13 protein-coding genes and 3 tRNA genes are annotated in these 22,888 nt (G+C 36.4%); 8 read left to right on the top strand and 8 right to left on the bottom strand.

Annotation, left to right across the window (positions count from 1 at the left end; translation table 11 throughout):
- Nucleotides 1–36 precede the first annotated feature (36 nt).
- Entirely contained in the window at nt 37–1,710 is a 1,674-nt protein-coding gene (locus ACFINX_RS00135; RefSeq protein ID WP_375611441.1) for a formate--tetrahydrofolate ligase, read from the bottom strand.
- A gap of 109 nt (nt 1,711–1,819) precedes the next feature.
- On the opposite strand from ACFINX_RS00135, the gene ACFINX_RS00130 reads away from it, so the two are divergent.
- The gene (locus tag ACFINX_RS00130) at nt 1,820–2,005 is read left to right on the top strand and encodes a hypothetical protein (RefSeq protein ID WP_375668145.1); all 186 of its coding nucleotides are present in this window, start codon (nt 1,820–1,822) and stop codon (nt 2,003–2,005) included.
- A gap of 460 nt (nt 2,006–2,465) precedes the next feature.
- On the opposite strand, the gene ACFINX_RS00125 is transcribed toward ACFINX_RS00130, so the two are convergent.
- Nucleotides 2,466–2,542, bottom strand: a tRNA-Arg gene (locus ACFINX_RS00125).
- A 367-nt stretch (nt 2,543–2,909) separates the two neighbouring features.
- Here ACFINX_RS00125 and ACFINX_RS00120 point away from each other — a divergent pair.
- The 3 genes from ACFINX_RS00120 to pgi all read left to right on the top strand — a co-directional run bounded on the left by ACFINX_RS00120 (nt 2,910) and on the right by pgi (nt 9,034).
- The gene (locus tag ACFINX_RS00120) at nt 2,910–4,049 is read left to right on the top strand and encodes an efflux RND transporter periplasmic adaptor subunit (protein ID WP_375611442.1); all 1,140 of its coding nucleotides are present in this window, start codon (nt 2,910–2,912) and stop codon (nt 4,047–4,049) included.
- Entirely contained in the window at nt 4,046–7,180 is a 3,135-nt protein-coding gene (locus tag ACFINX_RS00115; RefSeq protein WP_375645420.1) for an efflux RND transporter permease subunit, read from the top strand. Before ACFINX_RS00120 ends, ACFINX_RS00115 begins: the two co-directional genes overlap by 4 nt.
- A gap of 189 nt (nt 7,181–7,369) precedes the next feature.
- Nucleotides 7,370–9,034 (top strand): glucose-6-phosphate isomerase, encoded by a 1,665-nt coding sequence (pgi, locus tag ACFINX_RS00110; protein ID WP_375668144.1) that lies wholly within the window; start codon nt 7,370–7,372, stop codon nt 9,032–9,034.
- 317 nt (nt 9,035–9,351) lie between these two features.
- Here pgi and ACFINX_RS00105 read toward each other — a convergent pair.
- Nucleotides 9,352–9,441 (bottom strand) — tRNA-Ser (locus ACFINX_RS00105).
- A gap of 285 nt (nt 9,442–9,726) precedes the next feature.
- On the opposite strand from ACFINX_RS00105, the gene rplU reads away from it, so the two are divergent.
- The 4 genes from rplU to ACFINX_RS00085 all read left to right on the top strand — a co-directional run bounded on the left by rplU (nt 9,727) and on the right by ACFINX_RS00085 (nt 15,791).
- Nucleotides 9,727–10,206, top strand: a complete 480-nt coding sequence (gene rplU / locus ACFINX_RS00100; RefSeq protein ID WP_375612842.1) for a 50S ribosomal protein L21 — start codon at nt 9,727–9,729, stop codon at nt 10,204–10,206.
- Between the two features lie 12 nt (nt 10,207–10,218).
- Nucleotides 10,219–10,488: a 50S ribosomal protein L27 gene (rpmA, locus tag ACFINX_RS00095; RefSeq protein ID WP_100130483.1), complete on the top strand. Its 270-nt coding sequence runs from the start codon at nt 10,219–10,221 to the stop codon at nt 10,486–10,488.
- Nucleotides 10,489–11,896: 1,408 nt separating this feature from the next.
- Nucleotides 11,897–14,428 carry a phosphoenolpyruvate--protein phosphotransferase gene (gene ptsP, locus ACFINX_RS00090; RefSeq protein WP_375668143.1) on the top strand — a complete coding sequence of 844 codons (2,532 nt, stop codon included), beginning with the start codon at nt 11,897–11,899 and terminating at the stop codon, nt 14,426–14,428.
- Between the two features lie 1,273 nt (nt 14,429–15,701).
- Nucleotides 15,702–15,791, top strand: a tRNA-Ser gene (locus tag ACFINX_RS00085).
- A gap of 468 nt (nt 15,792–16,259) precedes the next feature.
- Here ACFINX_RS00085 and ACFINX_RS00080 read toward each other — a convergent pair.
- The 5 genes from ACFINX_RS00080 to ACFINX_RS00060 all read right to left on the bottom strand — a co-directional run bounded on the left by ACFINX_RS00080 (nt 16,260) and on the right by ACFINX_RS00060 (nt 21,806).
- Entirely contained in the window at nt 16,260–17,480 is a 1,221-nt protein-coding gene (locus ACFINX_RS00080; protein WP_375668142.1) for an MFS transporter, read from the bottom strand.
- 273 nt (nt 17,481–17,753) lie between these two features.
- Nucleotides 17,754–18,017, bottom strand: a complete 264-nt coding sequence (locus ACFINX_RS00075) for a hypothetical protein (protein WP_375668141.1) — start codon at nt 18,015–18,017, stop codon at nt 17,754–17,756.
- 911 nt (nt 18,018–18,928) lie between these two features.
- On the bottom strand, nt 18,929–19,246 hold the full coding sequence (locus tag ACFINX_RS00070; protein WP_375668176.1) for a YqcI/YcgG family protein: 318 nt from the start codon (nt 19,244–19,246) through the stop codon (nt 18,929–18,931).
- A 167-nt stretch (nt 19,247–19,413) separates the two neighbouring features.
- A complete protein-coding gene (locus ACFINX_RS00065) occupies nt 19,414–20,619 on the bottom strand; it encodes an ATP-grasp domain-containing protein (RefSeq protein ID WP_375638172.1) in 1,206 nt (401 codons plus the stop codon).
- Nucleotides 20,616–21,806, bottom strand: a complete 1,191-nt coding sequence (locus ACFINX_RS00060; RefSeq protein WP_375668175.1) for a hypothetical protein — start codon at nt 21,804–21,806, stop codon at nt 20,616–20,618. The genes ACFINX_RS00065 and ACFINX_RS00060 overlap by 4 nt, the downstream gene beginning before the upstream one ends.
- Nucleotides 21,807–22,888 lie beyond the last annotated feature (1,082 nt).

Below are 22,888 nucleotides of genomic sequence, written 5' to 3'. Positions count from 1 at the left end.
TTTTTATAATGAATGATAGATTTCATGATTATAAACTTATGAAAGTCCTTGTATTTGATCATTTTCGTCAAGATGAATTTTTTCAGCCGTGGGATAATGGGGTAGTCCCGGCATGGTCATAACATCTCCACAAATGACAACAATAAAGCCGGCTCCCGCACAGAGACGAACTTCTCGTATGGGAATTTCAAAATCAACAGGAGCTCCGTATTGCTTGGGATCAGAAGAAAAAGAATAAGGTGTTTTGGCCATACAAATAGGGTAGACGCCAAAACCTTCTTTTTCCCAAGTTTCAAGTTGTTTGAGAATAGGGGCTGAGATGATGGCGCCACGTCCACCGTATAGCTTTGTTATAATACAATTAATTTTTTGAACGAGTGGAATATCATCTTGATAGAGAACTTTAAAATCAGAATCGTGCTTTTCAATCAAGGTAACGAGTTCTTGTGCAAGTTCTATAGCGCCTTTTCCACCTTGTTCCCAATGCTTACAGATAATAGCTTTGTGTCCAGTTGTTGCAACTATTTTTTGTAATGTTTTTATTTCAGCATCGCTATCGCTGTCAAAATGATTGATAGCCACAACACAAGGAATACCGTAGTGCTTCATATTTTTTATGTGTCGTAAAAGATTGGCAGCTCCTTTTTCTAAAGCGGTGATATTTTCTTCTGTCAGGTTATTTTTATCCAGACCACCATTCATTTTTAATGCACGAATAGTTGCGACGATCACTGTAGCATTTGGTACAATACCTGCTTGCCTACATTTGATATTGAAGAACTTTTCTGCTCCAAGATCTGCTCCAAACCCTGCTTCTGTGACAACATAATCAGCAAGTTTTAAAGCAGTTTTTGTTGCTATAACTGAATTGCAACCATGAGCAATGTTGGCAAAAGGTCCTCCATGAACGAGAACAGGATTATTTTCAATTGTCTGTACGAGATTGGGTTGTATAGCATCTTTGAGAAGAACTGCCATTGCACCTTCCGCATTGAGATCAGCAACGGTGATGGGCGTTTTATCATAACGATAAGCAACAATAATTTTTTTGAGTCTTTGTGTAAGGTTTTCTAAATTTTCAGAGAGACAAAGAAGCGCCATAATTTCTGATGCAACAGTAATATCAAAACCTGTTTGACGTGGAAAACCATTTGTTATGCCCCCCAATGAAATGACAATATCGCGCAATACACGGTCATTCATATCAAGAACGCGCTTCCAAACAATGCGACGTGGATCAATGTTTAGAGTATTTCCCCAATAAAGATGATTATCTATCATTGCGGCAAGAAGATTATGAGCAGATGTAATAGCATGAAAATCACCGGTAAAATGTAAATTAAGGTCATCCATTGGAATGACTTGCGCATAACCACCACCAGCAGCACCACCTTTTACACCAAAACAGGGACCTAAAGATGGTTCTCTCAAGGTAGCTATTGTTTTTTTACCAATAAGATTAAGAGCATCACTTAGTCCAACTGTTGTTGTTGTTTTGCCTTCTCCGGCAGGTGTGGGATTGATAGCTGTGACAAGGATAAGTTTACCATCTGGATTTTTATTAAGCGATTTTATGTATTCAGAAGAAATTTTAGCTTTATCATGACCATAGGGAATGAGATTTTCATGTGAAATACCAATTTTTTGTGCAATTTCAATAATATGTTGCTTTTTAGCAGTGCGAGCAATTTCAATATCAGTTTTAGGCATGGAAAAATTCTTTAAATTCAGCTTTTATTAATGTTTGAGATCTGTACTCCATGGATTAATTAGAAAAATTCATAGAGAACAGAAAAATATTAAGATATCATAGAAATCGATGATATGCCATGCAAGAGATAATGCTAAAGAAGCACAAGAAGAGTTTTATTGTTTTTTAGGAAAAAGAATCTTTTTGCTTTTAAGCAGTAAAAATACGTTTAATTCAATTAAAAATATTGCGAAAAGAAGCTTTGGTTTGCAACAAATGCTGATGACATTAATGGATACCATAAGTGTTTCATAGTAGTACGTTTGAGAAGTAGTTTATTTATTCTTTCTAACAACACACTGAAAAAGTTTCACATGGTGGTAAACCGGAATTTATGGCGACACATCTGAAGTCCCTCTTAAGATGGGACTGCTAGGAATAAAATATCCAGAAACATCCAGTTATGGAACAATTAGAAATAAGCACGTAAAAAATTACCTAACTGAGTAGAGAGTATAATCCGGAAGAGACCAAAAACAAGCGCATAGATTGAAAAAAGAAAACAACAACATACGCTACTCATGCAATCGCTACGATTATAAGCTAATAAAAGCAACTTAGAGCTGAATTGAAGGACTCATAACATCTTATTCTAGCAAAATGGCTAAAGAAACGACTCACAACAGAATGAAATAACAAAATACAAAGATAGGTAAAAATAAATCACAAATAAAGAATTTAAAAAGTCTGACTTTATAAGTAAGATATTGATAGATGGCGCACCCGAAGAGATTCGAACTCCTGACCCCCAGATTCGTAGTCTGGTGCTCTATCCAGCTGAGCTACGGGTGCATACATTTCAATTTTTTACATTGTCTAAGACAAAGGGTTCCTAATCGTTTCATTAAAGAAATGCAAGTGAAACTTGAGTCGTCATAAAAAAATCTCTCTTTTTTTATGATATATTTTAAAAAAGGATATAATATATTATGGCTTCAGTTGGTTTTGATATGAACATTTTTTTGTCATGACCATACAAAGCAATATGAACGATAGTTAACTTGACGTTTTAATCTATGAAAGATAGTCAAGCAGAGATGAGATGTGTTTTTTGCGGTGGGGGTAAGATATACACACCCGCTGTTGGGTTTTTGTGTAAAACGCCGATATTACTGTTGAAAACTATTTCAGATGAACATGACACAGCAAGGGCGGATGTATGGCGTTATTAAAAAAGAGCTTTCCATTAGTGTTTTTAATCGTTGTTTTAACGGTTACTTATTGGGCTGGAAAAAAGAGTGCAGACCAACCCATTTCTATGGTGGATAAAACAAGAGTATCGGATAAAGCTTCAAATGAAAAAATGGGAAGGCCACCGGTAAAGGTTGTCGTTGATCTTGTAAAAATTCAAGATTTTTATGAACAACTTAACGTTCTTGGGAGTGGACAAGCACTTGCAGAAGTCGAGCTTACCCCTTTATCTCCAGGTGTTATTGATAAGCTTTTTGTGTCAGCGGGTACAAAAGTACAAGTAGGTGATGTGATTGCAAAGCTTGATTCTAAAAAAGAGGAAATAGCGGCTGCAAAAGCAAAAGTACAACGTGATAATAATGCGTTAACGCTTTCGCGTATTCTTAAGTTACGTGCCAGCAATACAGCAACGGAAGTTCAAGAAATTACAGCACGCTTAGAGTTAGATAACGCAAATTTAGTTTTGCGTAATGCTGAATTAGATCTCGATCGGCGAACAATTCGTGCACCGATTCCTGGAGTTGTTGGTATTTTGCCCGTTGATGCAGGGAATAACGTGACCCTTAATACTGTAATAGGCCGTATTGAGAATAGAGAACGTATTTTGGTCGATATATGGGCCCCTGAACGGTATGTGTCGCGCATCCATAAAGGAGATGAGGTAACGGCAACGTTAATCGCGCAGCCAGATAGATCTTTTGTTGGTCATATTTATGCGATTGATAATATCGTTGATCCAGAAAGTCGCACACTTCATGCTCAGGTTGAAATCAATAATGAAAAAGATACGCTCATGTCTGGTATGTCTTTTTCTGTTGCCTTGCAATTTCATGGTGGTTCTTTTCCTGTCGTTAATCCTCTTGCAGTTCAATGGAATAGTAAAGGGTCATTCGTTTGGCGTGTGAGAGAAGGGAAAGTAGAGGCTATACCCGTATCAATTATTCAGCATAAAGCAGATCAAGTTTTCGTAAAAGCACCCCTAGAAAATGGTGATCAAGTTGTCATTCAAGGAGTACAAATGCTTTATCCAGGAAGTAAAGTAATGATTGATGACCCAAAGTCTCATCAACAGCAATTACCAGTAGTTTACGGAACGGATATACAATGAGCCAAGAATTGAGCACAAAACAGCCGATGTCACAGGTCGAGCAAGGTGGTCTCATTACCTTATTTATTCGCAGACCGGTTTTTACTTTTGTTTTAAATGCTATGATCATCATTGCAGGATTTGCAGCATGGTTAAATGTTGATGTAAGAGAATTACCCGATGTTGATACTCCCGTAACAACGATTGTGACGGTGTTTTCAGGTGCGTCGGCAGAAACAATTGATCGTGAAGTTACAAAAATTATAGAAGATGCTGTTTCTCGTGTTTCAGGTGTTAAGACGATTTCTTCAACGTCTTCTTTTGGGCGCTCCCGTGTGCAGATTAATTTTAATGTTGGTGTTGATTTGAATGTTGCAGCATCTGATATTCGTGATGCTCTCTCCCGTATTACCTATTCTTTACCGAAAGATGCGGATTCGCCTTTGATTATTAAAGCAGATTCGAATGCTGCTGCCATGATGTATTTGGTTGTGACGTCACCAACAATGAGTGTTGATGATTTAACCACGATTGTAAACGATCAGATTGTTGATGCAATTTCTGCTGTTGATGGTGTTGGTGATGTACAGGTCGATAGTGCTCGCACAAAGATTTTTCAGATTGATATAGATCAAGCAAAACTTGCCAGCTATGGATTAACTGTAGCAGATATTTCACGTGTTCTTGCTGATATGACAACGGATGTGCCAGTAGGATCATTACGCAATTCTAAACAAACTTTAGTTGTGCGTGCTACTGCACGTTTAACAACACCAGAATCTTTTGAACAAGTTGTTTTAAAGCCTCGTGTGCATCTTGGTGATGTTGCGCATGTTACTTTATCGCCGGATATAGAAACGGTTATTCTTCGTATTAATGGAAAGACAGGTATTGGATTAGGGATTGTGCGTAAAGCACAATCCAACACTCTTAATATTTCTGAAGGTGTGAGAGCCGTTGTTGATAATCTCAAAAGTATTGTTCCTTCTTCTGTAAATATAGACGTTATTAATGACGATGCAATTTTTATTAAAAGCGCTCTTCATGAGGTTGAAGTTGCGTTGGTTATTGCTATTTTGAGTGTTATCTTAGTCATTTTTCTTTTTCTCAGAGACATTCGTGCAACACTGATACCTGCTGTATCTCTTCCTGTCGCTTTGATTGGTACCATTGCAGCTATTTATCTTGTAGGATTTTCATTGAATATTCTCACATTTTTAGGACTTGTTTTAGCAACAGGGCTTGTTGTGGATGATGCTATTGTTGTTCTTGAGAATATTGTTCGGTGGCGCAACATGGGTTTAGGGTCTAGGGCTGCGGCGGTGATAGGAACACGTGAAGTATTTTTTGCTGTTTTAGCAACAACATTGACTTTAGTGGCTGTGTTTGTTCCTATTTCCTTTCTTCCTGGGCAAGTTGGAGGTCTTTTTAGAGAATTTGGTTTTGTTTTGGCAATTTCTATTTTGCTTTCTTCAGTTGTTGCCTTAACGCTTTGTCCCATGTTGGCTTCGCGTTTTCTCAAAGAACATATTGAGGAGAAAGAGGAAGAGTCCCATCATTTTGCTTTTTTATATAAATTAGGTACTTTTTTTCATAAGGCATATACTTACAGTTTGCATAAGTGTTTAGAAAAGCCTTGGGCTGTTGTTTTTGCTTCACTTATTTTTGCGGGTCTTTGTGTTGGAGGCTATACGAAGCTACAACAGGAATTAACGCCAGCAGAAGACAGAGCTGTGATCTTTTTGGTTATTAATGGACCACAAGGTATTTCAACACAATATTTGAACGAGCAAATAGAGCAAATTGAAGCAAGTCTACAGCCATTACGTGATGCAGGGGAGATTGCTAACAGTTACTCTATTGCGGGTGCTGGCGGTTCACCCAATACTGCTTTTTTAATTTTATTGCTTTCATCTTGGGATAAACGTTTACGGAGTCAGCAAGAAATCGTGAAAGATATTAATGAAAAAGTTAAACAGTTTCCCGCAGTTTTTGTGTTTGCTGCGCAGGGAAATTCTTTGGGTGTGAGAGGAACTGGGCAAGGATTACAGTTTGCAATTCTTGGCAATGATTATGCAACATTACAACCCATTGCTGATAAGCTGGTGAGTACTTTACAAGATGATCCGCGTTTTATTCGCCCACGCCTTACTGTTGATGCAACACAACCGCAATTTTTCATTGAAATCAACCGAAAAAAAGCCTCCGATTTAGGGATTGATATCACCAATTTGGGCGATACATTACAAGCAATGTTGGATGGTAAAAAGATTGGTTCTATTAACGTGGATGATCATTCTTACGATGTTAAATTGATGTCGCGTAAAAATTCTATGAAGAGTCCTAGTGATTTAGAAAACATTTTTTTAAAGACCAAAGACAATCGATATGTTCCTTTATCGGTTATTGCGCGTTTACATGAAAAAGCTATCTCTCCCCAATTAAAACGGGAAAAACGCATGAGTGCTGTTATTTTAAGCGCAAATCTTGCTCCGGGTATTGCTTTAGGGGAAGCTTACCAAACGGTACAGAAAATTGCTTCTCCTTTGTTATCGAAAGGGACCTATGTAGTTCCCTTAGGGGAAGCTGAAACACTTAATGAAACATCCTCCAGTTTTATGATTGTTTTTGGCATTGCCTTTTTGATTATTTTATTGATTTTGGCTGCTCAGTTTGAAAGCTTTATTTCAGGATTTATTATCATGGCCACTGTCCCATTAGGGATTGGTTGTGCTGTAATTGCTATGCTATTGAGTGGTGTGAGTCTGAATATTTACAGCCAAATTGGATTAATTTTGTTAATTGGTGTTATGGCAAAAAATGGTATTCTTATTGTTGAATTTGCAGATCAATTACGTGATCAGGGAAGAAGCGTGCGTGAAGCCGTAGAAGAAGCAGCAAACATTCGCCTTCGTCCAGTTTGTATGACAATGATTTGTGCCATTTTAGGAGGTATTCCTTTGGTTTTGGCCAAAGGTGCTGGCGCAGAAGCTCGTATAGCCTTAGGTTGGGTTATCGTTGGTGGCTTAGGTTTAGCAACTATTTTTACGCTTTATGTCACACCGGTTGTTTATCTTTTTTTAGGGCGTTTTATAAGACCAAAAGCAGAAGAAGATTTACGTTTAACAAAAGAACTCAATCAAGTTAAATGATGTATATGATAGAAAAGATTTGAAAGTTTATTCTTGTAAAAATATCATTTTCGGATCTTATCCTTTTATTTTGTATATTCCTTCATTTTTATGTGAGCAGTGAAAATAGCGAGCAATAAAGGAGGTGTTTTCTGCTTTGTTATTGTTTGGGCATAGATTTCATTATCAATAACCGTATAGGATAAGCTTATGGGAGATAGCTTTTCGATTCGAAATGAAATGGCTTTTGAAGCCACATTAAAAGCTTTAAGAAACCATGCCGCAAAGGATGGGGTCTATGATATTCGTCGGCATTTTGTAGAAGATGAACAGCGTTTTTCCCATTTTTCCCTCAGACTTGATGATCTTCTTTTCGATTTTTCAAAATGTGGTGTGACATTTAAAACATTGCAACTTCTAGATGATTTAGCGGTCGCAGCAGATGTGTTAGGCCGGCGTGATGCAATGTTTTCTGGTAAGGCGATTAATACAACTGAAAAACGCTCAGTTCTTCATATTGCATTACGTTTACCTGCTGATGAAATTTTCATGTTGGATGGTCATAATCTTATTCGCGATATTCAAGACGTCCTTGAAGGTATGGAAAGATTTTCTGAAAAGGTGCGTGATGGAAGCTATAAGGGAAGCAGTGGCGAGAGAATAAGTGATATTGTCAATATTGGTATTGGTGGTTCTGATCTTGGTCCTGCAATGGTCACATATGCTTTAAAACCTTATCATGATGGTCCACAGTGTCATTTTGTTTCGAATGCTGACAGTGCCCATATTTCTGATACTCTCTCTATTTTGAATCCAGCAACAACGCTGTTTGTCATTGCTTCTAAAACTTTTACAACGGCTGAAACAATGGTCAATGCTCAAGTTGCACGTCAGTGGATTTGTTCACATTTAGGAGAAGAAGCCGTTTGTACGCATTTTGTTGCTGTTTCAAGTGCGCTTGATAAAGTGGCAGAATTTGGCATAGATTCCACAAGAGTTTTTAAATTTTGGAATTGGGTTGGAGGACGTTATTCAATTTGGTCAGCCATTGGACTTGTTGTTATGTTTGCAATAGGTGGTGGAAATTTTCGCCAATTTCTCAATGGTGCTTTGCAAATGGATCAACATTTTAAAACTATGCCTTTGCATAAAAATATTCCTATTCGTTTTGCTCTTTTAGGATTCTGGCATCGTGTTATTTGTGGTTATTCATCACGTTCGATCATTCCTTATGCACAGCGTTTAATACATTTTCCAGCTTATTTACAACAGCTTGATATGGAATCAAATGGTAAACAAGTCTCGCTGGATGGAAAACCATTAAGTTTTTCAAGTGGTCCAATTGTTTGGGGGGATTCAGGAACAAATAGTCAACATGCTTTTTTTCAGCTTCTGCATCAAGGAACAGATATTATTCCTGTAGAATTTATTTTATTTATAAAAGGGCATGAGAAAAAATTACATTCTATGTATGAGATGTTGCTAGCAAACGGTTTAGCACAATCAAAAGCCTTGATGAAGGGGCGTAGTCTTGAAGATGCTCGGCATATCTTGATAAAAAATGGAGTTGATGAGGGTGAAGCAGACCATTTAGCACGTCATAGAAGTTTTAAAGGAAACCGTCCCAGCATTACGCTGGTTCAAGATTCATTAACACCTTTTGCACTCGGTCGTCTTATTGCGCTTTATGAACATCGCACTTTTGTTGAAGGGATTTTAATGAATATTAATTCATTTGATCAATGGGGTGTTGAACTTGGTAAAGAATTAGCAAACGAGTTACTACCAATTCTTCGTGGAGAAAGTAAAGCGGATAATCGTGATAGTTCAACATTAGGGTTGCTAGCACATATTCAAGCAAGACGTGCAAAATAATATAATTTTACAGTAGGTTTTGTACTAACTAAGCAAAAGTAGAATGAGAGAGAAATATGAGATAATTCTTTAATTTTACTATGCCTTCTCTTATTATCTGGATTAGATTTATGTAACAGAAAATCAAAAAAGTGCAAAAATTGTAAAAATGAGAATTTATTCGCAAAAACGATAAAGACCTTTGAGAGGTCTTTGAAGACCCTTTGAGCCCCCCTTAAAATCCTTCGAAAAAAATAAATTGGTACAAAACCTGCTGACAAGCTACAACCGGAAAGCTACGATTAAAGACAGTTTTAATAATATCGCTTTATAAACTGTGGCGGAGAGAGAGGGATTTGAACCCCCGATAGAGTTGCCCCTATGCCGCATTTCGAGTGCGGTGCTTTCAACCACTCAGCCATCTCTCCATAATAAAGTGAAACAAAAATCGGCACTATTTGAGTGTATAAGGGGTAGATAACCTTCAATTGTTTTTGGTACAACCTTTTTTTCTTTTTTATGGGACTTTATTGACAGAGAATAGAAATTCCTTCATATATACAAAATATAAGCGTGGGGAAATCTGCGCATATTTGTGTTGAAGAAGGTTTTATCCTTCTTTGGGATCTATTACGACTGATAAAAAGCAGCCTATTTTCCCTTATTTCAAGGCAGAAATTAAATAAGAGCTGGAGTGAACGGAAGGATAAAAAATGTTCGCAGTCATTAAAACTGGTGGTAAGCAATACCGCATTGTTGCTAATCAAGTGGTAAAAGTTGAAAAAGTTAGTGGAAATGCGGGTGATGTTGTTGAATTCAATGACATATTAATGGTTGGGCAAGAAGGTAATGCGGTTATTGGTACCCCTGTCGTTGCTGATGCATTGGTGACAGCTGAGATTTTAGAACAGGCACGTGGGCGCAAGGTTATCGCATTTAAGAAGCGCCGTCGTCAAAATTCTAAACGCACGCGTGGCCATCGTCAAGAATTTACGAGGCTTCGTGTTTTAGAAATATTAATGGGTGGTTCAAAACCTAAAAAAGTTGCTGCAAAACCGATAAAAGAAGAAGCAATTACACCAAAAGAAACAAAAGCTGCTGCTTCTGTTGAGAAGACGGCTAAAAAAACAGTTGAAAAAAAGACTGCGCCGCAGAAGAAAGCGTCTGTAGCATCAAAGAGTAAGAAAGATTAAAGGAGAGCGTCTATGGCACATAAAAAAGCTGGTGGTTCCTCGCGTAATGGTCGTGATTCAGAATCGAAACGTCTAGGCGTTAAAAAATTTGGTGGTGAAACCGTTATTGCCGGAAATATTATTATTCGCCAGCGTGGTACACGTTGGCATCCTGGTAACAATGTTGGTATTGGAAAAGATCATACGCTTTTTGCATTATCAAATGGAAAGGTTTCTTTTCAACGCAAAGCGGGTAATCGTTCCTATGTTTCAGTCATTCCTATGCTGGAGGCAGCAGAGTAATCTGTAACACTCTCTAGAAATCAACAGGATTTCATTGAATTATAGTTGTGGTTTTATAAGTATTAAAAGGGAAAGATAGAGTCTTATCTTTCCCTTTTTGCGTTGGTACTATAATAAATGTAGAAGATATACGAAAAAGGTAGAATTGAGGAAATGGCTTTTCTCAATGAGGGAAAGAGTTTGTGCGATGTTATGTTAGTATTTAGTCCTGAACATATTGATATTATGATAGAATTTGTTGATAAATTTCTGTATAATAATAGTGAGAGAGACTTTCTTTTTATGCATGAAGAAGTGTCTAGTGATTTCTTATAAGAGAAGCAGTTTGTTTTCAGAAAATTATGAGAAATTTAATGAGAGCATTCTTTATGTAATCATTTTGATAAAGATGGGTCTTTTTATCGGCATTGTGGTATTGATGAGTTGTCATACTGTTTTTAGGTGGTAGTGTGGATAGGTGTGGCTATTCATTTAAAAAGACATAGGGATAAAAAATCCATAAGAAGGCAGCCAAAACGACTTTGAAAGTGACGTGCATTAAGGAATTTTCGGTAAATCAAGAGTGAAATTATATTTTTAAGGAGGACGGTGTTTAAAGATATAAAAATAACCAACGTGCAATCAGCGCCCTTCAAGAATATTTTTTCTGATTTCACTATTATTGTGTATTGTTGAAAGTAAATAAGCATAAGAGCTAGGGTTAAGGCAATCATTGCGTTTCATTTTTTACTTTATTTATCTTATTTGTAGAGTTTTTCTTTATTTTAGTAATTGATGATGGTGCTTGGGGGGGGATGTTCGTACTTTGCAAATGTGCGACAGAGGGTATTGTGTATTTGCGATATTGATTGAAGTAAAGGTGTAGCTTAAAATATATAAATATTATATATCGAGGGTTTGATATCATAAGATGGGCAGCACGGAATTTTAAAGATGATAAGTTGCATGGAGCAATTTGTAATTATGTAATGAATTTATAAAGAGGGATAATAGGTTAAATAAACTTTGAGGAATCAATCAAAATATTAGCTGAAGTTACGGATGATTGGGAAGGATGCTTTCTTGTAGGAAAAATAATGAAAAGTTATGTTGAATAACTTAGGATAATGAGAGCGTTTCGAAAACATAGTTTTTCAGGTGATTGGTTCTGTAGAAAATGGGGTTTTGTCTTTGTAAAGTAAAAGAGTAAGAGGTAGATTTGCTTATAATGGTTTTAAGCACTTCGCTAGATAATAATATCCAATTGTTTTATCGGTTATATTGAGGTATTTAAGCACCTCACTTAGCTATATTCCGTAAAATATAAATAAAGCTGTGGTGGTATTTATAGCTTGTATTTTGGGAAATGCAGCTTTGAAAAGGAATGTGTCAGAGATATTGGTGTTCAAATGTGAGGCAATTTGAATTCATGATGAGATATGAGAAAGCAGAAGCAATGAATGTAGATTTTGCTGATGGTGAAATCTTGTCTATAAGATCTGTACAACTTGCAGCTGCTTTTGATCATAAAAATGATGCAATTTATGCTGCTGCTGAATTGCTTGTGCAGGTTGGTGCAGTTGATAAGTGTTATCTGGCAAGCATGCTTGCACGTGAAGAAACAACCAATACTTGGCTTGGAAATGGTATAGCCATTCCTCATGGTATGGCTGAAAATCGTGATTTAATTATCAAGGATGCTGTTGCTGTTATACAGGTTCCTGCTGGTGTTGAGTGGCAGGATGGCAAGAAAGCATATTTGGTTATTGCCATTGCAGCGTGTCCAGATCGCTATAGAGAAATTTGTAAAAAATTGACGTCTCTTTTATTTGATAAAAAACAGCTTGAAGTACTTGCAACAACTATGGACAAACAACAAATTGTTACAACTTTGTTTGACCAAAATATGAAGATAGAAAAAACTTTTATTGGTGACCTTTCTGTGTGTCAGGAATGGACTTTAGATTATCCAAGTGGTCTTCATGCACGACCAGCTTCTCTTTGGGTTGATTTTGCGAAAAAGGCTCAAAGTTCCATCAGAGTTCGCCATGGTCAATATACCGTTGAAATGAAAAATTTGGTTGGTTTATTGCAATTAGGAGCAAAAAACGGTGATGTTCTGATTTTTTCTACAGATGCTGCAGAAGGAGCACAACTTCTCAATGATGCCATTGCTATTGCAAAAAAAGTGAGTATTAGTGAAAAATGTCTGATGAGAGCAATGGAATCTCAAACAAAGGCTTTTCATGGTTGGTATCCACGCTCTATGCAAAAAGGCATTTCTGGTGTTGGAGCGAGTTCAGGATTAGCATTTGGTAAGATTTTTGTTTTAAGGCAAAATGATATTTCCATAATAGATCAGCCAATTGATTTTGCAGCTGGTGCAGCATGTCTTGAAAATGCTCTTACAAAAACAAAACATAAAATGGCATCTGTGATTTCTGATATTACAGTGCGTATGGGAGCAGATTCTGCTGCGATTTTTTCTGCGCAAATGGTTTTGCTTGAAGATGAAAATTTAATAGCTCAAGCTTGTCGTTTTATAGCGGAAGGTCATGGTGTCGCTTGGTCTTGGGATAGAGCGGTTCGTCAATTTTCAGATATGTTTTTTAAGGTAGATAATCCTTTGTTAGCAGCACGTGCTGTTAATTTAGTTGATGTTGGTCGACGTGTTTTAGGTGAAATCAATCCATCCTATAGATCGTTCTTTTTAAATGATATTCCACATGGTGTAATTCTGGTTACAAATGACCTTTCTCCTTCTGATGTAGCACAACTTGATTGTACAAGGGTAAAAGGATTAGCAACAGCATGGGGAGGTCCATTATCTCATACAGCTATTTTGGCGCGTACTCTTGGTATTCCAATGGTTGTTGCTGCAGGTGATGATATTTTAGCAATTCAGTCTGATATTCAGGCTATTATTGATGGCGATAACGGGTTTATTTACCTTAATCCTACGCTTGAAGACGTTGAAGATGCTCAAAGGCATATTGATACTGTTGCGCAAAAACGTGTCAGTGAAATAAATGCATGTAGATTACCAGCGCAAACGACAGATGGTCAAAGAATTCGTATCATGGCTAATGTCAACTACGCAAATCAGGTTCCTGTTGCGCTTGATTTAGGGGCTGAAGGTGTTGGACTCATGCGCACGGAATTTTTGTTTTTAGAGAATCCATATATTCCGGATGAAGAGCTACAATTTAATATATATCGGGCGATGATTACAGCTGTAGGAGATAAGCCATTAATTATTCGTGCACTTGATATTGGTGGAGATAAACAGGTTACGCATTTACATTTATCTAAAGAGGACAATCCTTTTTTAGGTGTTCGAGGAACGCGGCTTTTGTTACGTCGACGTGATCTTTTGGTGCCTCAATTACGTGCTTTATATCGAGCGGCAAAAGAGGGTGGAGATCTATGGATTGTGTTTCCGATGGTCATGTCTGTTTCAGAGATTGTCGCTATAAAAAAGATTGCAGAGGAAATCCGCAACGATGTTGATGCACCAAAATTAAAACTTGGTATTATGATCGAAGTTCCAGCAGCGGCCATTATGGCAGATGTATTAAGCGCCCATGTTGATTTTTTTTCAATTGGAACCAATGACCTAACACAGTATACAATGGCTGTTGATCGGCAAAATCCATACCTTGTGTCTGAAGCTGATAGCCTTGATCCAGCAGTTTTGCGTATGATTTATCAGACTATTCAGGGAGCTGCACAACATAAGTGTTGGGTTAGTGTATGTGGTGGTATGGCTGGAGATCCTTTTGGTGCAATGATTTTGACTGGATTGGGAATTAATGAGCTTTCTATGATATCTTGCGATATTTCTCCAGTAAAGGCGTGTTTACAGACTCATAGTTTTGAAGATATGAAAATTTTAGCACAAAAAGCATTACAATGTGAAACTGCACGAGCTGTACGTGCTCTAAGCAAGGATATAAGGTGATAAAGAACATTAAGGGAAAAGAACGAGCTCATTTTGCAGAGTAATCAGATCTTTAGTGCTGTAAAACATTATCCTTTAAGACGATTATTAACAACATATTAATTTATAATGGTAATTTATCGTTTTACATAATGAGAACTCTAAATATCGTAAGGTTTTTTCGTTTTAAATTTCTCTATATTAAATTAATAAAAATTATTCTTTTATACATTACAAGGAGGAGTAATGTATGGATAAAAACACTTTAGGAAAGAATAAATGCCTTTTATGCATTCTCTTAAATAGCAGGGGATGTTGCAACATTAGGGGATAAATAGCGTGATCGTACTTGGCTTTTCCTTTTTATTTAAGAAAAGATGATGCTATCCAATAGATTTTATACCACTCATAGACACCGTATGAGGTAGATGTGACAAGCTTTAAGAGATGTTTTTTAACAAACGTGTGGATGAGAAAGAAAATATATTTTTAGAGTATTCTGTTTTGTTATGAGACCATATCCCACTTAAAGAATGCGATAATCAAAAGTATGAAGTAATACGTAATTTTTTTTAAATAATGGAGACTACTTTAGATATTTTGAAAACTGTAACGCTGAATTTAAAAATATATGGTAAAAATGAAAACAGGTTTGCATTTTTATGATTTTGTATTTGATCAAAATGAGACTATTTTTTCATTTTAGAAAATAAAATATATTCATACATATTAAATTAAAAATGCAAAGTTTTTTTCTGAATTTTATTTTCTTTAGTATCAACTAAATATAGAAGTGTGAAATTGAATAGAGGATTTAGAATAGGGCTTATTATGTAATCCTATGAAAGAGAAAACTGATACCATCACACTATTTTACAGCTCTCAATGTTGCAAAAATTCGTGCTATTTAAGAAAATGCATAAGAGCCGCTTATCCTCTCTTAAAATGTTCTTCCCCCACATACCATCCCTTCCTATGACGTATAAGTAAGTGATTTTAATTATTTGGTTGTGTAAAACTATGGACTGTATGCTAATTTTAAGAGAAGTATTTTTTTGTGAAGCAGAAAGTGCGTAAATGAGCATGAAAGTTTATAACTGGTGACAATCTTTTTATTCTCATTATTGTATTCTACAAACCTATCCACGAAAAAAGTTTTTTCTTAAAAAGAAGGGATGTGCTTGTTATTCAACAGATAAAAGCTCTTACTTTAATAAATGAATTTGTTTTTTGGGTTTTGAATGTATAGTTTAGACTTGCACGTTATTTCTTTCTGGGTATAGTGCGAACTTCTGGAGAGATGGCCGAGTGGTTGAAGGCGCACGCCTGGAACGCGTGTATATGGGAAACCATATCGAGGGTTCGAATCCCTCTCTCTCCGCCATTAATTTAAAACGAACTTTCATATGCTTGATATGACATAGTTTAAAAAGCTCAGCATTTGCAGGATTTTTTGCTGTTGCAATTGACCAGTTCGCGCCAATCTATACCTGTCATTATGTACAACTAGAAATTGTTGTTGAATTTCCATGAATTTTACACTTTTTAAGCTCCTCTCCTCTCGATCTTGAGATAACCTGATCTAGCATAAACGATCTCTTCAAATATCATTAAAGGATTTTTGCCATTATCACTAACTTCTGGTAGAGCTTTTAGAATTAATGGTGATCATAGTGCTATTTGCAATTTCGTTGCTTAACGGGCTAAATGCGTTTTATCCACATGAGAGGTAACGAACACCTCAGCTTTTCTCACGCAATGTGCTTATTTAAAATTAATGTCATGAATATTTGTACAAAATTTTTATCTATACGATAATCAAAAAAAGGCTGACGTAATAATTGAATATCATTCATGTGGCGCTTTCTTTTATCTTTAAGCTTTGTATGTAAATAGATAGTCCGTGCAAAATAAATAAAGGGGCGCAAAAGCCTATAAATACACATAGGATGTATAATATAGAAAATGAAAAAAAATTTCCTGCATATAAAAGCACAATAGAAAATAAAGCTGTTATGATGCGTACACTGGCGTCGCCTGCCAAAATCACCTCGGCTAAATTTTCACTAGGTGTGATAGCTTGTCCAATTGTTATTCCCGATATCCTAAAATAAAATTGCCCAATACCTAATAAAAAACCCATAATATAAAGGGAATATTGAGTAAAATTTAAATATAAAACAAAAGAGATTGCGATCACGGCAAAAGCCGGTGCCCCCCATACAAAAAAACGAATTAAAGATGGAAATTTCCGTAAATAATAAGATGAGATAAGACCATTGATCACAAAACCCAGTGCTGACAAAGCAAAAATAGAATTTTGAATAGCTGTAAATTTTATATTATCTGATGTTATAGAAGCAAGAACAAGTGGCAATAAAACAATAGGCCCCGTATAGAGAGAATTATTCAAAATACGATTAATCGTTAAAAAACGCAACGCAGAAATCCGCCAAAGGCACCTGAACCCAACTCCATAAGCTTTTTGAGATGGCTTTTTTAATAGCTCTTTTGCTCTGTTTAGTTGTTGTATAGACTTTATACGAAACCATAAGCAGGCATTCAAAAGATAGATAAATACAATAAAGGCTATGGCTATTTTGTGCCCCAAATGCGCAATTATAAAATATATAAGCAATGGGGATATAATAACAAAAAACTGACAGCAACTAGTGTAAAATGCAAAAATTCCAGCTTTTTGTTTGGGAGCTGGAACCAGCTGATTCAAGGCACTATTGTTATTTGGGTTATCAGCCCCCATCAAGAGAGCAAGTAAAAAAAATACAAATAAAATAAGTACCGGATTGTTCATAAATAATAAGAAAGACAATAAACAAGCGCAAATAATTTGGCTATAAAACCCAATTATAAAGCCTTGATAGTGCACCAACACGTTTCCCAAACATAAGCCAGCAATTCCAATTGCGATTAAATTAACGACATTTAAAGCAGCAGATGCTTCTCCAGTTGTATCTTGGAATTGTAATAAAGAAAGGCCGATAGATAATACACCACTAGCACAAAAACTCGTCAAACAACCAATCACAATCATAAGAAAAACAGAATTACGCAATAGCCTCCCCCCTCTTAAACAGAGACTCAAGCCATTTTATGATTTTCTCCATTGTCGAATATGGTTCGGTACTAAATTCCAGTTTTTCATAAAAGTTTAGTTCAAATGCGTTATAGGCACTTATTTTTTGAAAGTCATCTGTCAGCATGAATTCTATACTTGGCAGCGTTGTACCCATAGATTGAGACAAATAATAGGAAATTACTTTCCAATACATATAGGTACGCTCTCTTGCCAAATAATTTTCCAAGGCATATTTCAAGTGACAACCACTTAAAATATATTTCGGACAATGGTGCAACGGATAATAAATACAAATAGCACCGGCTTCATGTCCGAGACAAGAAGAGATATTAATATTTTTATCATTTCAATAATATTATAAAAACGCTCAGTGAGCAGATCTTCCAAATTTAGTCTAGTCACAACAAGATTGGTTGCTAATTTTTGAGAAACATGAGACCAAGCCAATCTTACTACTAAAGTTCCAATAACCTTTAAGTCAGATTCTGGATAAGCTTTTTTAAAATTTTCCACCCATATGTCTCTGTGACATATAATAATTGGCTCATCTCGTCTGAATGAACAAGATGTAATTCTAAACCAATATTATCACAAAGTTTTGAGCTCTTGAATTCTCCGTATCCTAATCTGGTATTCTTAAATCATCATAGGAACTAAGAATTTTTAAGTATTCCAACTTTTATTAAACTTTGTAACAATCTATTGGAATCTCCCCTTCATTGACTTCGACAATTATTTTCTCACCACTACAAGAACAAAAAATTATCTTTGAATTTACTTACTTTTAGAAAAAAATGAGCAACACTCTTTCTTAACTAAAAGAAACACGCTCTCTACCTTTTTCTTTATGATTATCAAAAACCTATCCCGTTATAATTTAACCATCCATTATTAGGATAAATATTCTGCGTTTAGCCTAATAAACTGTTATAATCAATGTTTCTCTCTGTTCTAAAAGTCAGCGCTTTTCATTCTAGAGATACTCATAATTGCTGTAAAATCTTTCCCCAAAAGGCTTCCCTAAACATTGCTATTAACACGATCATCCTGAGAAGTTTTATACATACACACTGCATTCTATGTATTTTTTGGAAAATCCCTTTGAATCTCTATCGAGCCTTGTTTTGGCAGTATCATTTTTAATATATCATAAATATTTTTATTTAATTTAATTTTAGAAAACTTAGTCATTATCGTGTTTCATTAGATGATATGAGAAAGGTAGGGATTCAATAGTGTTGCCTTGCAGAAAATATTGCGTCCATTCTCTATTTTGGAGTTTGCTATATTTTCTTAAAATAAGGAGATTTTGTGATAATATAAAAAGGTTCAGTCCTTTTTCCTACAACGAGAATACATTTTGTTCTGTAGAGAGAAGACTTAGAAAAAACACTTAAGCTGGAAAGTTAACATAAATAGAGAACTTACTTAATTCTGTTTATATGGGATGGGGTATTGCAAACTATAAACGTAGGCTCCCCATGAAAGCAGAACTCCCATAGAGGATTGTCCATATTTTTTGGTATATGCTTAGGCCATTCTCGGTTGTCAAAATCTCGCAAATCTTTAAGTATAGACCAGAATTTTTCTCTATAAAATTCGATACTTTGTATGGGGGCAGGCTCCTCGAATGCAACAAAAGATGTGTTCTTTCCAAAACTTTTATAGTTATCGCAATAAGTTATCATGTCTTCCATCATATTTTTTGAAGTCAGCTTGTTGTAGAACTCAAATCTAAGCATATTTTTTGAGTATCCATTTACACCGAATAGGCAGGGAAAAGGTCTAATTGTGTTATTCATGGTTGCATCGAATTCTTTAAAAACGATCTGCTTCCATTTTTAATATTTGTCTATATTTTCAATTATTTGCGCTGCTGAATCCATGTTTTCCTCCCAATTGTTGTATTTTATAGGAAATTGCTACGAATGATCCTCTCCAAAGCTGATAATTCATCATCATTGTGTCCCCAAATTGCTATAATAGCTGGGCAGGTATTTAAATCGATGGTTAGGGGGAGGGGCTCGTTTTCTTTAAAAAAAAGCGTAAAATGAATCACATTTTCCCAAGAATGAAGCTTTTGCCGCCATACGTTAACATCTTTTATAATATGACCGTCGATCTCGTTGATAAGGAAGATAATACGCCCTTTTTTCTTAAAGCGACTTGGGGTTTGCGAAAACACGCCTGCAATAAGGTTAACGGAGCTTTCAAGTAAACCATCTTCATAGCAATGCGCGAACAAGGTGGGTGCAATTCCTCCGTGGAGGCGGGCTCCTACTTCGATCATCACTGGACCACGAGCTGTTTGCATGATTTCCATGTGCGCAGGTCCATATTCAATCCCCAGCGCGCGAATGCATTGTTTTGCATAAGAGATAAGAGAGGCATAAGAGGGATCTTGAGAATCAAGCACATCAAGCGTTTCATAAACAAAAGTACTTCCATTATGAATACCTTTTTTATATCGTGACAAACTACATATTTTTATAGCCTCTCCCTTTACAACGGCATCGACGATGTATTCCTCTCCCTCCAATCTTTCTTGGAGCAAATAGGCCTCGTTAGGTGCGCCAAAAATATTTTTTTTCTTCCAGTTGATTTCAGAGGCCCACGTTACTACTTCCTCAAGATTAGAGAAAAACAAAACACCATCACTCCCTGCAGAATCATTTGGCTTTACCACATAGCCGCTGTGGCTTTCAAAGCCATCGAGAGTACAATCGTTTTTTGTAAGAATTTTTGATCGGATGTAAGATAAACCATTTTCACAAAGACGTTTTTGCATCGCTGCTTTTTTCCGTCGCCAATCGGTAGTCAAGGGGTTATTCCCAAGACAACCATAATAAGCCGCCAATTGCTCTGCACAATAGATACCTCTTTCGGCACCCGCTATTACAGCCTCTATCGTGCCGATAGGAAAACGTTTCTTTATCTCATCTACACTATGAAGCTTCGCTTCTGCCATGCCCTTTCCCTGATAAGAAAGCATAAAGTGTGAAAAAGGAGCTGCTTGAGAGACAAGACCATAACAAGCATAGCCTAATTTTTGCAAAGCAGGGCCATAGAGGGCACCCGTGGAGAAAGGGTCGACAATAAGAATAGGTTTTCTCATACTTTGTTCCGCTGTAATAAAAGGAAAAGAACATAAATAAAGATTATCAACCCTATAAGGGGCAGAAGATAAACAGCTGCTTGAGGACCCATAAGGGCAGAGCTTGTAAGAAGACCAAGAATGACATAACCTGCCGACTGGGAGAGAGTATAAAGCATGCCGCTATAGCTTCCCACCAGCTCTGCTTGAGCCTCTGTTTTGGTCGCTTCAATCGTATGTTTGCGGGCATTAATTCGCATGGTATTCATTGAAAAGCCAATAAAAAAGCAAAAGACCACAGCCAAATAGGGCGATTGTGTGGTGCTAAAAATAAGATCAGCTACGCTCAACATAAGGGCTGGGAGAATAAATTCAAAACGAGGGATTTTGATAAAAGCAGCCAAAAAAGCGCCCATGCCCGCAACCGCACTGCAAAGCCCATAGTATTCAGAGCCAAAATTTTTCACACTCTGAAAAAGAATGGTTGCCAGCGTATTATAAGCGCAAATATGAAAGCCAATAAGTCCTATGCAGACGCATAAAAGTTTAAGCTCACGGGAGAGTCCATCCGCTTGCGGTGTAGGTGCTGGCTTCTTACCAGTTGCAAGTGCTGTGGTATCTGTAGCGTTGTATTCATCGCAAAATATAATATATCCGGCTATAAGGCTTATAATGATGTCAAACACACAAAGTGTCACAATCAAACCATTATAACCGATTTCAGCCGCTGCCCCTCGAGGGCTGGTCGCTTCTAAGAGATAACCACTTAGTGCTGCTCCCAAAAATGCGCCAATTTGCACCACTGTTTGCATAATGCGGGAAGCCTTTTGGGCGCTAATATAACCACTAAGTGCTAGTTTAGTATTATAAGTCTCGAGTGTGCTTAAGGTAATCAAAGAGAGATAGCCGATAGAGATAGAGACAGCGATAAAACCAAAGGGGGAATCAGCGTAATGGAAAAGAGCAATCAATAAAAGAAGGCTATAGATAATGATCCGCCTTTTGTATAAATCGACCAACCGCAATGAGGCTTTAATGCGCACAAGACCGCTTTTTTTCAAAAGATAGGGCATAAGGGTGCCCAAAGCCATGGTTACGCCCAGGAAAACCGATGAGGATGTTATGCGATAAGCATTCCAAAGATTACTTAAAAATAAAACCATATCAGAAAGATACAGCAGGACAACAAGCCCATAAAACCGAAACATCAGTTGTTTGTGCACATTATCCCCCCATGTTAAATACACATGCTATAAATTATACATTTTTACAAAAAGCTAATATATATGTTGTTAGGCATGTCAAGTTTTTTCGATAGAAGCATGATACAGATTTGAACGATAACGTTTCTCATAGCGATAGCTAATTTTGGAGAAACTGAGAGCGGAGGCGGTTGGTATTTTTACTGTATCTCTTGTGAGTTGCTTTTCCAATGAGGAGTTTCTTCGCTAAATGACCAGTATAGCTATGTTCTTGGGAGGGCTGTGTTTGCACTCTTAAGATTTCCTCCATTTATACTCAAGGTTTAGGTTTTTCTATTGACCGTTGTTAGATGTTGTTGTGACAATAAACTTCGTTATCTATCAGAAACATTTATGGCATTAGCGCTAAGGTATTGTATTAAAGCCTTTACATAGTAGTCTTTTTATAGGGAGAAGGTATTATTGGTTCAGTTTTAGGAGGCTTTATTACGGCTGATTTGGGCGTCGTCGTTGTTTGAGGTCTTATTATAATATTCTTAGTTTCAGTTTATGAATATACCGAAAAATATAGTGAAACATTTGATTCAAACGCTTTTGCTAGGCATATTTCAATATCTCAGCGATGTTTTCCAAGAATTGCTCTGCTGCTTTTTGACGGGATCGGATATCAAATGCTTATAGCGAGGGCAGTGGTTTGAGAAAAGATAGAGTTGATTTCATTATCTTCCTATGGAGCGCAATCTAGTAGCAGCTCTTAAGGGACAATAATATACTGAGATCGAACTCATTTCTATACACTTACACGACGCTATAGGAGTAATCCTCAGAAACTCTACTAGAATTCGTCAAAAAATGACAGGTTATGGAGTGTGAACAAAAAAATATATTTTTTACAAATACTTAATCTCATTTTAAGTTGTCTAAAATATAACATTATCTTAAAACTAAGTCTATATACCGCCATTTATCATAAAGTTAATAAGTTATACAAAATGCGGGAGTATTGTGTTTTTCTGTTTAGAGACGAGTTAAAAAACACCTTATTAAACATTAAGAGATTTCAGATATAAAACAATTTAACTTATGGA

It is taken from the genome of Bartonella sp. AP36NXGY, from assembly GCF_042195865.1.
Lineage (GTDB): Bacteria > Pseudomonadota > Alphaproteobacteria > Rhizobiales > Rhizobiaceae > Bartonella.
This window is presented reverse-complemented; position numbering and strand designations above follow the sequence as displayed.

Coding starts and splice junctions, on each gene's coding strand:
- rplU (WP_375612842.1), top strand. CDS start 9,727: ATGTTCGCAGTCATTAAAACTGGTGGTAAGCAATACCGCATTGTTGCT.
- ACFINX_RS00060 (WP_375668175.1), bottom strand. CDS start 21,806: ATGTTTCGGTTTTATGGGCTTGTTGTCCTGCTGTATCTTTCTGATATG.
- ACFINX_RS00130 (WP_375668145.1), top strand. CDS start 1,820: ATGATATGCCATGCAAGAGATAATGCTAAAGAAGCACAAGAAGAGTTT.
- ptsP (WP_375668143.1), top strand. CDS start 11,897: ATGATGAGATATGAGAAAGCAGAAGCAATGAATGTAGATTTTGCTGAT.
- ACFINX_RS00115 (WP_375645420.1), top strand. CDS start 4,046: ATGAGCCAAGAATTGAGCACAAAACAGCCGATGTCACAGGTCGAGCAA.
- ACFINX_RS00120 (WP_375611442.1), top strand. CDS start 2,910: ATGGCGTTATTAAAAAAGAGCTTTCCATTAGTGTTTTTAATCGTTGTT.
- ACFINX_RS00135 (WP_375611441.1), bottom strand. CDS start 1,710: ATGCCTAAAACTGATATTGAAATTGCTCGCACTGCTAAAAAGCAACAT.
- ACFINX_RS00065 (WP_375638172.1), bottom strand. CDS start 20,619: ATGAGAAAACCTATTCTTATTGTCGACCCTTTCTCCACGGGTGCCCTC.
- pgi (WP_375668144.1), top strand. CDS start 7,370: ATGGGAGATAGCTTTTCGATTCGAAATGAAATGGCTTTTGAAGCCACA.
- rpmA (WP_100130483.1), top strand. CDS start 10,219: ATGGCACATAAAAAAGCTGGTGGTTCCTCGCGTAATGGTCGTGATTCA.
- ACFINX_RS00070 (WP_375668176.1), bottom strand. CDS start 19,246: ATGCTTAGATTTGAGTTCTACAACAAGCTGACTTCAAAAAATATGATG.